Source organism: Dialister succinatiphilus YIT 11850, from assembly GCF_000242435.1.
GTDB lineage: Bacteria > Bacillota > Negativicutes > Veillonellales > Dialisteraceae > Dialister > Dialister succinatiphilus.
The window spans coordinates 98978-111007 of the sequence record NZ_JH591190.1; the positions used below are offsets into that span (position 1 = coordinate 98978).

A 12030-nucleotide genomic window follows, 5' to 3' on the forward strand; every position below is an offset into this window, starting at 1 on the left:
GGAGACAGACAGGAACCGCTCCCATGATGCTCTGAGTCGAGAGATCTCCCACCGCAATGCCGCCCGTACCATGAGAGGGGGAGATTTCTCCACTCTGTGGAGACTCTGCATAGAGTCTCCAAGTCAGCCGAAGTTGGCCTCTAGCCTGCACAATAAGAGGCTTTCCTATTGGCGGCTGACCGGCTACGGTCGAAATGACGGAGGGCGCGCGCCCCTTTTTTAAAATCTGCGCCCGAGAGGGCGCCACCATAACCCTCGGCCTGAAAGGCCGTCAAACTTAAGAACCCTCCGGCCCATAGGGCCGGTCCATCTTAAGCACCTTTTTCTGCAACCCCTTCTACACAACCAGCGGCGCCCTTTTTATCGATTTTCGGACATAGAGGAAAACACCGCGAATGACACACTCTTATTCCAATATTTCAAACTCCGCCTTGCTGCCTTTTTCTGCCGGCGTCACTTTCAGCCGGGCGTCGATCCGCTCTTCCAGTTCCGGCACGTGGGAGATGATGCCCACCAGACGGCCGGTGTTCTGCAGGTCTATCAAGGTGTTCATGGCGCTGTTTAATGCCTCGGGATCCAGGGTGCCGAAGCCTTCGTCGATGAACATGGTATCCAGTCTCACGCCGCCCTGTTTGGCCTGTACCACGTCCGCCAGGCCCAGGGCCAGGGAGAGGGAGGCCAGGAAGGTCTCGCCGCCGGAGAGGGTGTTGGCAGGACGGGAGCGGCCGGTGTAGCTGTCGGATACTTCCAGTGTGAGTCCGCCTCTGCCGTCGGTGCTATCGCCGGCCATGCGGTGAAGGCTGTAGCGGTGGTGGCTCATATCCAGAAGGCGCAGGTTCGCCGCCCGGGTCACTTCGTCCAGAAGGGCGCCCAGCACATATCGCTCCAGGGTGATGCGGGATTTTTCGCCTCTGGTGAGGTTGTAAAGTCCCGACACCAGGCTGGCGTCCTGCAGGGTCTTTTCGTGGCGTTCTGCAATGTCCTTCACCTTGGCCGCCGTGTCTTCCAGCAGTTTTTTCCTGTTTTCCCCGTCGGAAATCATTTTCACCATGCGGTGGATGGCGTTCTGGTGTTCCTGGTCTTCCTGTCCCAGATGGGCCATGTCGGGCTTTTGGCTGTCTTTGAGGAAATCTTTTTCATCGGCTGCTACCTTTTCAGCGCCCTGACGCAGGCGGCGGTAGGTCTCCAGATTTTGGGTCAGTGTGTTTTCCAGGTCCCGTTTTTCATACCAGCTGCGGCAGGCGGCCAGACTCTCAAAACCTGCTTCTTTGGATTTTTCTTCCAGTGCTTTTTTCCATTCCCCGTAGTCCTTTGCCAGTTTTTGCCGCTGGGCAGAGGCTGCCTTATATCCGGCATCGGCAGCAGCATAGGCGGAAGAGGCAGTTTCTCGGGTTTTGGCAGTGTCTTCCGTTTCCTTTTCCCAGAGCTGGATGGATTCATGGAGCCGGTGGATGGCGTTCCGCAGGTCTATGGGTTTTCTGAAGGCTTCCGGTACGTCCTCCAGGGTTCTCATTTTGGCCTGGGCATAGCCCTGCTCGGAAATGGCAGATACGTAGGCGGAGACCTGGTACTGCTGGGCCAGCTGGGTGCTGTCGCTCCAGGTTTCTGCCGCTTTGGCCGCCTTTTCCTGGGCTTTCTTCACTTCTTCTTCTGTGGGGAGCTTTTTGTCTGAAACGGCAGGGCGGGGATGGTGGATGGAGCCGCATACCGGGCAGGGCTCTCCCTCTTTCAGCTGGCTGGCCAGAATGGCCGCCTGGCCGAAGATGTAGTCCCGCCGGAGGTTCTCTGCCTCGGCTTCCGCCTTTTCCTTGATTTTCTTATCTGCTTCCGCTTTGTCATTCAGCTTCTGCAGTTCTGCCTGCGCTTCCATCACCTTTTCGGTGAGCCGGTTCACTTCCCGCAGGGTGGCGCCGTAGGCTTTGGCCTTGGGCATCCACTGCACCATTTCCGCCGATTTCTGGCGGGCCTTTTCCACTTCTGCCTTTCGGTCTTCCAGTTCTTTCGATTTTTCAGCCAGCTTTTCCTTCTCTTTGGCGGCCTCATCTCTTGCTGTCTGGCAGCGGTCCATTTCTTTTCTGACCAGGATCCCGTCTTTGGAAATCTTTTCCAGATTTTCAAAATAAGGGGCCAGTTCCCGGGCGGAGCGGATGTACTTTATACTTTCCTCCGCCTTTTTCATTTCTTCTTCCCGCCCCAGAAGGTCCTTCAGCTGGGCCTCTGCCCGGGCCAGGGTTTCAAAATGGGTGGAGAGCACGGCTGCTTTCTGGTAGTCTTTCTGGAAGCGGGCGTAGGTCTTCTCTTCTTCTTCTCTTTTCTTTCCCATTTCCTGAAGGAAAGAAGCGGTCTGTTCCATTTCCTTTCGAAGCTCTTCTTCTCCGGATACGGAGGCCATGGAGAGGGTGGCGGACAGTTCCGTGTCTTCCGCAGCCTTTCTCTTCAGCAGGTCATTCAGGGAAAGGCGCAGTTCGTTCTGGAAATCGGAGAACCGCTGGGTTTTAAAGAGCTGCTTTAAGATGGCTTCTCTTTCGTCTGCTTTGGCTACCAGAAGTTTTCGGAAATCCCCCTGAGGCAGGAGGATGACCTGGCAGAACTGGCTGGCATTGAGGCCGATGAGCTTTCCTGCCGCTTCTTCCACGCCGGTGCGGATGGTACGCACTTCCCGGCCTTCTTCCAGTTCCGACAGGGAGGCCTGCATGGCAGCCCTGGTCTGTCCTTTGCCCCGCTTCTTGTCGATGGTCTGCTCCGGGCTCCGGGTGGCCCGATAGGTCTTATCGCCGATTCTGAAATCAAAAATGACTTCCGTCTTCTGGGCGGTGGAGGCATAGTCGCTCCGCATGTGGCTGCCGGTGCGGTCGCCGCTTGTTTTGCCGTAGAGGGCATAGCACATGGCATCCAGAATGGTGGTCTTTCCGGCGCCGGTGGGGCCGCAGATCAGGAAGAGGTGCCGCCCGTCCAGTTTGTCAAAGTCAATCACTGTTTCTCCCGCATAGGGGCCGAAGGCCCGCATGGTCAGCTTCAGCGGTGTCATTGTGCATTCTCCTTTCTGTACACGGTATCCCAGGTTTGAAGGGCCAGCTTTTCCTCTTCTTCTGTGAGGTCCCGGTCCCGGAACTGGTGGACGAACCGTTTCAGTATGTCTTCATCGCTCATCTGCTCCAGACGGATATTCCGGCTTCCTTCATCTTCCCGATAGCCCATATCCTGCTCCACTCCCAGGGCGTGGGGAAACTTCGTCCGCAGCTTGGGCATGGCGTCTATCACCGGCGTTTCATCGGTGAGGCGGATCTGCAGGTAATCGTCGGATGGCTCTGTTTCCTCTCCCATGAGGGTGTCGAAGGTGCCTTCCATGCAGCGCACCTGATAGCGGGGCACCATTTCATGGAAGGTGGTATGCACCTTCCCTTCTTTGTCCAGCTCGCCGACGATGACACCTTTCTTCTGGTTTACCTCGTCGAAGGAATAGCGCATGAGGCTGCCGCTGTACTGGATTTTCTCCGACTCCCTCTGCGTTTTCTGGGGCCTGTGGAGATGGCCCAGGGCGGTGTAATCGTATTCCTCAAAAACAGAATCGCTGATGCGGTCATAGCCGCCGATGGAAAGGGGACGTTCTGACTCCGACGGTGTGCCGCCGGCAGCAAAGGCGTGGGCCAGGGCCACCTTCCGCAGGGGCTCTGCCGGGAGAAGGGAAAGAAGATAGCGGGACAGCACCGTTTCCGCCTCTTCATAGGAATGCACCTGGTCGGCTCCCTTAAGGCCCAGGGTATTCATCATGACCCGCACCCGGGCCGGTTCGGCGTAGGGAAGGGGACAGAAGGCCACCGTTCCATCGGCATCTTCCAGAATCACCGGAGAAAGGCGGGTGAGGGGGCCGAAAATATAAAGGCCCTGCCACTTCAAAAGGCGGCTGGCCACAGCCAGCCGCTCGGCGCTGTCATGGTTGCCGCTGATGATGATAAAGGGAATTTTCCGCTTCCCCACGATTTCCTCGGTCATCCGGTCAAAAAGCTCCACCGCCTCTTCCGGCGGATAGGAGCGGTCGTACACATCGCCGGAGAGAAGGATCACATCGGGCTTCTCTTCGTCCACCAGGGGAAGAAACCGGTTGTTTAAAAGCCACTCCTGGTCCTCGGTCATGCTGTGCTCCTTCAGAAGCTTCCCCAGATGCCAGTCTGCTGTATGGATAAATTTCATGACTGCCTCCTTTTATTCAAAACATATTTTCTATCAATGCCGGCAAAGATGCCTGGTGCCTTCGATGCCTCATTCCGGCATGAACCATTAGCGGAAGGAGATTTCTCGACTTCGCTCGAAATGACGATGGGGCGGCGCGGCTCTCTCGTCATCTCGAGCGGAGCTGCGTGCCGCTATGGGGATCAATGGGAACCGCTCCAATGATACGCTGAGTCGAGAGATCTCCCGCCGCCATGCGGCCGTTATCATTGCGAGGAGGAGATTTCTCGACTTCGCTCGAAATGACGATGGGGGCTTATGCCTTTATTTCCATTCTTCCGCCAAATCCACCATCTCTGGATTTATCTGTTTGATAAGCCATTCCTTTTTGCTTCTTGACCAACGTTTCAGCTGCTTTTCCCGTTCAATGGCTTCTTCTATATGATTATACTGCTCATAATATAAGAGGCAATGAACATGATATTTCTTCGTGAATCCGTCCACCGCCCCGGACAAATGCTCCTGATATCGCCTTTGCAGATTATTTGTTACCCCAATATATAACACATTTCTATATTCATTAGATAATATATACACATATCCCATATATTGGACTTCCTTCCTTCATGTAATGACCGCTCCTCGAAATGACGGTGGGGCGTCTCGGCTCCTTCGTCATCTCGAGCGGAGCTGCGTGCCGCTATGGGGATAAAGGGGAACCGTTCCAATGAAACGCTGAGTCGAGAGATCTCCCACGGAAAAGCGGCCGTTATCATTAGCGGAAGGAGATTTCTCGACTTCCCTCGAAATGACGGTGGGGTGTCTCGACTCCTTCGTCATCTCGAGCGGAGCTGCGTGTCGCTATGGGGATCAATGGGAACCGCTCCAATGATACGCTGAGTCGAGAGATCTCCTACGGAAAAGCGGTCGTTATCATTAGCGGAAGGAGATTTCTCGACTTCGCTCGAAATGACGATGGGGTGAATAGGTACCAGCGTCAAACGCGGCAAAACCTCATTTCTCCTCGAATGACGGTGGGGTGTCTCGGCTCTTTCGTCATCTCGAGCGGAGCTGCGTGCCGCTATGGGGATAAATGGGAACTACTCCAATGATACGCTGAGTCGAGAGATCTTCCGCGGGAAAGCGGTCGTTATCATTAGCGGAAGGAGATTTCTCGACTTCCCTCGAAATGACGATGGGGTGAATAGGTACCAGCGTCAAACGCGGCAAAACTTCATTTTTCCGCTTGCTGTCCTAGTCTTCCCGCAGCCCTTTCAGCAAGGCGATTTCCTTTTTATATCCCGGAAGTTCGTTCGGCGTTTCCAGGTAGAAGGGAAGGTCCTTCAGAAGGGGATGGTTGATGATGCGGGCAATGGCGTCAAGGCCCAGGGTGCCCTCTCCGATTTTTTCGTGCCGGTCCTTATGGCTCCCCAGGGGGTTCTTGTCGTCGTTCAAATGGATGGCGTGAAGCCGGGAAAGGCCGATGACTTCGTCAAAGTGGCGGAGCACGCCATCCAGATCGTTCACTATGTCATAGCCGCCGTCATATACATGGCAGGTGTCCAGGCATACTCCCAGCCGGTCCTTCCTTTCCGTTCTGTCTATAATGGACGCCAGTTCCTCGAAGGTGCGGCCCACTTCGGTGCCTTTCCCGGCCATGGTTTCCAGCAGTACATACTTTGGCAGTTCTTCCTGGTCCATGGCGTAGTTCAGCATGTCGGAAATCAGAACCGTGGCTTTTTCAACGCCCTGCTTCAAATGGGCGCCGGGGTGGAAATTGTACATGCAGCGGGGCAGATGGGCCGTCTTGGCCAGGTCTTCCCTCATGGCAGTTCGCGCAAAGTCACGCACGCCCTCCTTCGTGGAGGCGCCGTTCATGGTGTAGGCGCCATGACAGAGGATAGGGCCGAAGTGGTGCACTTCCATCCACCGGGCCAGCCCTTCCACGTCTTCTTCTACGAGGGGCTTGGACTTTCCGCCCCGGGGATTTCTGGGAAAGAATTGGAATGTATTGCCGCCAAGGGCGGTGGCAGTCTGTGCCATGGACAGAAAGCCTTTGGAAACAGATAAATGACATCCGATAATGAACATGGTTTTCTCCTGGTGAATAGGGGCCCTTCGCGGCCCGAAAATCAGAGGGCGCAAAAGGCTTCCGGGTTTGACAATGATTTCCCGGAGAACCCTGAAATACGTTTCTCTTCTGATTATATCACGCTTGCCGGTACGCAAAGAGGCCTCCTGCTTATGTAAAGGCAGGAGGCCTCCCTTGATTCCCGTATTCCTGTTATCCTAAAAATCCTCTGGTATTCTGGGCTTCCACCACCCGCTGCAGGGCCAGCATGTAGGCGGCCAGGCGGTAGGTGACATGATATTTTTCCTTCAATGCATATACGTCTTCATAGGCTTCTCTCATTTTCTTCTGGAGACGCTCATTGTATTCCGCCTCAGTCCAGTAGTAGCCGGTGCGGTTCTGTACCCATTCGAAGTAGGAGCCTACGACGCCGCCCACATTGCTCATCACGTCCGGCAGCACTTCGATGCCCTTCTTTTCAAAGTAAGCATCCGCTTCTTCCGTGGTGGGACCGTTAGCACCTTCCAGAATGAGGGGTGCTTTGACCTTTTCCATGGTGCTTCCGTTAAGCTGGTTTTCCAGAGCTGCCATGAAGAGCACGTCCACGTCCTGGCTGAAGAGTTCGCTGTCCGGAATGATTTCAGCCCCTTCTTCGGTGTAACCTTTCAGGGAGCGGCCGTGGGAGTTGGCGTATACATACATGGCTTCAATGTCCAGACCCCTGGGGTTGTGCCAGGTGCCGTTGATATCGCCGATGGTAGTGATTTTTACGCCTTCCTGGTGCATGAGGAGGGCACCTACGGAGCCTACATTGCCAAAGCCCTGGACTGCCATGGTAAGGTTTCGGATATCTTTGTGGTTCTTTTCACACCAGGTCTCCAGGGTGAAGAGAAGCCCCCGGCCGGTGGCTTCATTTCTTCCCAGGGAACCGCCGGTGGCAAGGGGCTTGCCGGTGACTACGCCGGGCTGCCAGCTGCCGGAGAGAGCGGCGTATTCGTCGGCAATCCATGCCATAATCTGGCCGTTGGTATTCACATCCGGCGCCGGTACGTCCTTATCAGGTCCGATGATGGGGTAAATCTTCCGCACATAGCCTCGGGTAAGCCGTTCCAGTTCCCGCGCCGACAGCTTGTGAGGATCCACCCGGATGCCGCCTTTGGCACCGCCGTAAGGAATATTTCCGATGGCGTTCTTAATGGTCATCCACGCAGCCAGCGCCTTCACTTCGTTTTCATCAGACTGGGGATGGAAACGGATGCCCCCTTTGGCCGCGCCCCGGGCTGTGGAATGCTGTACCCGGTAGCCGGAGAAAACCTCCACATGGCCGTCATCCATGCGGATCGGAATGCTCACGGTCAGTTCCCTTTCCGGGTACCGTACAAATTCATAATCCTCTTTCTGGTAACCCAGTACCTGAGCTGCTTTGTCCAGCACATCAAGCATGTTTTCATAAGGATTGTAATTCGCCATAGTATGCCTCCTCGAATGAAATGATTGGGAAGGAAACGTCTTTCCTGCCCGCTCCTTCTACTATAACACCGGCCGCTGATTTTGAAAACCAAGTCATGGAAGCATGAGTATTCTGTATAGATATGCCTTTCAGTGTGCCCTTGGCGGGATAGCAGGCATTGGCTGGCGGGTGACCGCTGTCCGCTGTCGGCTGTTCGCTGTCCGTTGTCGGCTGACCACCGGCGAGGTTCGGTGCCATGTATGATGATTGCGCCCGAAGGGCGCCACCACCACCCTTTGAACCTTCTGAACCCTCTGAACCCTCGCGCCGAAGGCGTGTCCAATGGCACAGCCGGATAAGGGGGGAGAGCACAGCGGCTAATCACCAGAATGCGTATCATGCCATATGACACAGAAAGCCAATCTCGTAACGTTCTTGCGTCCCCTTTAGGGGAAGAGGGCCACGAAGTGGCGAAGGGATGTACGAGGGTAAGAATGATTATAATACTCGATGTGGACGTGACCGCCGAAAGGCGGCATTATAATACTCATTGCCTGCAGGGTGATACCACCATCCTTTGAACCCTCTGAACCCTCACACCGCAGGCGTGTCCAATGGTAAGAAGCAAAAATGACACAGGCCGCCGATTGGCGGTCAGGATAGCAATGGGGTGTCAAATCGGTGCTCTGCCTTGTACACCCTTTGCCTCTTCGAGGCGTTCCCCTCAAGGGGAAACGAGAAGTATGGAGAGGAAAAACAGAGAGCCATATATTTCATGTACCATTCCGCAGTTTCCCTCTTTGGTGGCGAACGCAGTGAGCCAATCCGCAGAATGCCTATCATGCCATATGATACAGAAAGGTGAATCCGTAACGCTGACTTTATACTCATCGCCCAAGGGGCGATACCACAACCCTCGGGGACAAGGGCCCCGTCAAACTTAAGAACCCTCCGGCCCATAGGGCCGGTCAATCTTAAGAACCTTTTTCACAACCTTTTTCTGCAACCCTTCTACACAACCCGCGGCGGAGCCGCGCCCCTTTTTTATAAAACTTGCGGCGAAGCCGCCACCACAACCCTCGGGCCAAAGGCCCGTCAAACTTAAGAACCCTCCGGCCCATAGGGCCGGTCCATCTTAAGAACCTTCCCCTCTGAACCCTCTGAACCCTTAGAACCTTTTGAATATGCCCTTCGCATCGAATTTCATTTTCCCCCTTGACGCGGACCAAATGCTATTGTATCCTATTAACATACAGGAGGCCGAAAGGCCGCAATTACATATTTTTGACAAAGATGTCTGATGATGAATGGTTCACGTCAGGCTTTTTCTTTTGGACAAGGGGGCCCGGAGACATATCCGGGCCCTTTCTGCTTTCAAGAAAAAGCCGCCATTCTCTCAGACCTTTTTTGTTAAGGAGAGGGAGTGGATTTTATGAAAAAAATGGAAGCAGTCATTCGAAAGTGGCCGCTGCTTCTGGCAGCTCTGGCCACACCGGCGGTGGCCATGGCGGCGGAGCCGGAGGGAAGGTATTCGTCGGTGGACACCATCTGGGTGCTTTTAGGAGCTATTCTGGTGTACTTCATGCAGCCCGGGTTCGCCATGGTGGAAACGGGGCTCACCCGTGCCAAGAATGCCGGCAACATTGTCATGAAGAATTTCATGGACTTTGCCCTGGGCACGGTCGTGTTCTGGTTCCTGGGCTTCGGTCTCATGTTTGGCACCGATATAGGCGGTATCATCGGCACGCCGGATCTCTTTGTCACCCATTTCCAGGTGCCCGATGATGCCGGTTATACACCGCTGGCTTACCTGTTCTTCCAGACCGTGTTCTGCGCTACGTCGGCCACCATCGTTTCCGGGGCCATGGCAGAACGGACGAAGTTCTCCGCCTACTGCGTATATTCCGTACTCATTTCCCTTCTGATCTATCCCATTTCCGGTCACTGGATCTGGGGCGGCGGCTGGCTTTCCGAACTGGGATTCCATGATTTCGCCGGTTCCACCTGCGTTCATCTGGTAGGCGGCGTGTGTGCCTTCGTAGGGGCATGGCTTCTGGGACCCAGAATCGGCAAGTACAATAAGGACGGCACCGTAAACGCCATCCCCGGCCACAGCATTACCCTGGCCTGCCTGGGCATGTTCATCCTGTGGATGGGCTGGTTCGGATTCAACGGCGGTTCCACCGTTTCCATGACCGGCGACAAGACCATTGAGTCTGTGGGCCATATCATGATTACCACCAACCTGGCTGCAGCCGCAGCTGCCTGCACCACCATGATTGTCACCTGGGTGAAATACGGAAAGCCTGATGTATCCATGACACTGAACGGCGGCCTGGCAGGGCTGGTAGCCATTACCGCCGGCTGCGATACCGTCACTGTTCCCGGTTCCTTCGTTATCGGTATTATTTCCGGTATCTTCATCGTTTACGCCGTCGAATTTGTGGATCAGAAATTAAAAGTCGATGACCCTGTAGGTGCCATTGCCGCTCATGGCGGATGCGGCGCCCTGGGCACCATTCTGACTGGTTTCTTCTCCGAATCTGACGGTCTCCTCTATACAGGAGATCCCCATTACCTCTTCATCCAGATTCTGGGTGTGGTGGCAGTGGCAGTTTACGTATTCATTGCCATTAACATTGTATTCCGCATCATCCGCGCCACCATCGGCCTCCGCGTAAGCCCGTCGGAAGAAATCAACGGCCTGGACTTCGAAGAGCATGGCCTGGCTTCCGCCTATGCAGACTTCATGATGATTCCGGAAACCACGGAAGGAAAAATCGAAGCCGGCAAGGCTCCGAAGAATGCGGTGGAAATCCCCGTGGACAAGGAAGTGCCGGACACTGTGGTTCCCAAAGAAATGCCGGCAGACGGCCATCACCTTTACTGCGTCACCATCATTACTTCGGACAAGCGTTTTGAAATCCTGAAAGCCTCCCTGGAAGCCATCGGCATTACAGGCATGACCGTTACCCAGGCCCTGGGCTTCGGCCTTGAAAAAGGACAGACCCAGATGTACCGCGGCGCTGCTGTTTCCGCCAAACTCCTTCCGAAGGTGCGGGTGGATATGGTAGTATCCAAGATTCCGCCCAGAACGATTATCGAAGTGGCTAAGAAAGCACTTTACACCGGTAAGTACGGCGACGGCAAGATCTTCGTCACCACCGTGGACAATGCAGTGAAAATCCGTACCGGCGAAGAAGGCTACGATGCCCTCCAGGACTATCCGATTGAAGAAGATAAATAATGGTATACACAAAAAGAGCTGTGGTTTTCCGCAGCTCTTTTTGCGTGGGAAAGAGGACAGAGGAAATAAAGTGTATACTTATTTCACAAAAGCAGGAAAACTCACTTTTTCACAGACTTATTCACAGGCTGTTGATAACTTTGAAATGAGAATTCCAAATGTAGACAATCAGCGGCAAAGAGGGAGGTGTCTACTGGAGATATACACAAAAATTTGTGAATAACTGTGAACAAGTCCGGATGAAATGGGAAAAAGTGGAAAATGACAGGGGGAAGCAAGGGACATTCAGGGATATTTCACTTGTCCACAGGAAGAAAAACTGTGAATTCACTTTTCACAGACAAAAAGACGGGAAGAAAAAAGGAGGAAAAGGTTCTGTCAAGAAAAGGTCAAGGCTGATGAATTTCGTAAAAAGAACGAGTAAAAGGGAGAATACCATAGAAAATCATGCCCTTCCTCCTGTCCATGTCCAATGGAAAGAATAAAATCAATATAAGAATGAAAGCCTTTTTTTCCGCCTGGGGAGAAGGGGAAAAAGAAGTACCCTATATATTTTTTCACAATTTCACAGCTTGTCAGTGGAAGCTGCCCGCTATCCGCTGTCGGCTGACCGCTATCCGTTGGCAAGGTTTGGCGCCTTCGGCGCCATGTATAATAAATGCGCCCACAGGGCGCCACCACCACACTCTGAACCTTTTAAACCCTGAGAACCCTCATGTGCGCATTCTGCATAAAATGCGCAAGTCAGCCGAAGTTGGCCCTTAGCCTGCCCACAAAAGGGCCTTCCTATTGTCCTATTGTCGGCTGACCGTTCGCAGGCTTAGTGTAAAATTTTACTCGGTAGGGGAATTTTTCCAGAAACAATAAAAGAGGAAAGCCTCCCCTTGAGTGGAAATGTTATAATTTCCGTGCACAAATAAAACAAAGAAAGGGCTTTCCTCATGGATATTATAACAAAAACTGGAGAAATTTGGAGTGAAAATGCAATTGGTGCAGTCATTTCTCTCATTAAGGAATCTGATGACTCTATCGAGGCTGAAAGGAAGCTAACTCATTGGCTCACTGAAATGAACTGTCAGCTTATAGCTATGG

At 53.7% G+C, this 12030-nt stretch carries 7 protein-coding genes and 1 pseudogene; 3 read left to right on the top strand and 5 right to left on the bottom strand.

What is annotated here, in order from left to right:
• Nucleotides 1-406: 406 nt before the first annotated feature.
• The 5 genes from HMPREF9453_RS10580 to HMPREF9453_RS10600 form a co-directional block, all read right to left on the bottom strand.
• The gene (locus HMPREF9453_RS10580; RefSeq protein ID WP_008860558.1) at nucleotides 407-3028 is read right to left on the bottom strand and encodes an AAA family ATPase; all 2622 of its coding nucleotides are present in this window, start codon (nucleotides 3026-3028) and stop codon (nucleotides 407-409) included.
• Nucleotides 3025-4191 carry an exonuclease SbcCD subunit D gene (locus HMPREF9453_RS10585; RefSeq protein ID WP_008860559.1) on the bottom strand — a complete coding sequence of 389 codons (1167 nt, stop codon included), beginning with the start codon at nucleotides 4189-4191 and terminating at the stop codon, nucleotides 3025-3027. The genes HMPREF9453_RS10580 and HMPREF9453_RS10585 overlap by 4 nt, the downstream gene beginning before the upstream one ends.
• 303 nt (nucleotides 4192-4494) lie before the next feature.
• The gene (locus HMPREF9453_RS10590) at nucleotides 4495-4776 is read right to left on the bottom strand and encodes a GIY-YIG nuclease family protein (protein ID WP_008860560.1); all 282 of its coding nucleotides are present in this window, start codon (nucleotides 4774-4776) and stop codon (nucleotides 4495-4497) included.
• A 648-nt stretch (nucleotides 4777-5424) separates the two neighbouring features.
• A complete protein-coding gene (locus HMPREF9453_RS10595; protein WP_040380786.1) occupies nucleotides 5425-6261 on the bottom strand; it encodes a deoxyribonuclease IV in 837 nt (278 codons plus the stop codon).
• A 193-nt stretch (nucleotides 6262-6454) separates the two neighbouring features.
• A complete protein-coding gene (locus HMPREF9453_RS10600) occupies nucleotides 6455-7711 on the bottom strand; it encodes a Glu/Leu/Phe/Val family dehydrogenase (protein ID WP_008860564.1) in 1257 nt (418 codons plus the stop codon).
• A 1412-nt stretch (nucleotides 7712-9123) separates the two neighbouring features.
• Here HMPREF9453_RS10600 and HMPREF9453_RS10615 point away from each other — a divergent pair.
• The 3 genes and pseudogenes from HMPREF9453_RS10615 to HMPREF9453_RS12005 all read left to right on the top strand — a co-directional run.
• Nucleotides 9124-10938 carry an ammonium transporter gene (locus HMPREF9453_RS10615; protein WP_008860565.1) on the top strand — a complete coding sequence of 605 codons (1815 nt, stop codon included), beginning with the start codon at nucleotides 9124-9126 and terminating at the stop codon, nucleotides 10936-10938.
• 215 nt (nucleotides 10939-11153) lie between these two features.
• A complete protein-coding gene (locus tag HMPREF9453_RS10620; protein WP_040380716.1) occupies nucleotides 11154-11423 on the top strand; it encodes a hypothetical protein in 270 nt (89 codons plus the stop codon).
• Nucleotides 11424-11879: 456 nt separating this feature from the next.
• Nucleotides 11880-12030: pseudogene (locus HMPREF9453_RS12005) on the top strand (ISLre2-like element ISDsu1 family transposase); the annotation flags it as partial.

What these genes read in the sequence shown, in the direction of transcription:
- HMPREF9453_RS10580 (WP_008860558.1), bottom strand. Translation starts at nt 3,028, where the DNA reads ATGACACCGCTGAAGCTGACCATGCGGGCCTTCGGCCCCTATGCGGGA.
- HMPREF9453_RS10585 (WP_008860559.1), bottom strand. Translation starts at nt 4,191, where the DNA reads ATGAAATTTATCCATACAGCAGACTGGCATCTGGGGAAGCTTCTGAAG.
- HMPREF9453_RS10590 (WP_008860560.1), bottom strand. Translation starts at nt 4,776, where the DNA reads ATGGGATATGTGTATATATTATCTAATGAATATAGAAATGTGTTATAT.
- HMPREF9453_RS10595 (WP_040380786.1), bottom strand. Translation starts at nt 6,261, where the DNA reads ATGTTCATTATCGGATGTCATTTATCTGTTTCCAAAGGCTTTCTGTCC.
- HMPREF9453_RS10600 (WP_008860564.1), bottom strand. Translation starts at nt 7,711, where the DNA reads ATGGCGAATTACAATCCTTATGAAAACATGCTTGATGTGCTGGACAAA.
- HMPREF9453_RS10615 (WP_008860565.1), top strand. Translation starts at nt 9,124, where the DNA reads ATGAAAAAAATGGAAGCAGTCATTCGAAAGTGGCCGCTGCTTCTGGCA.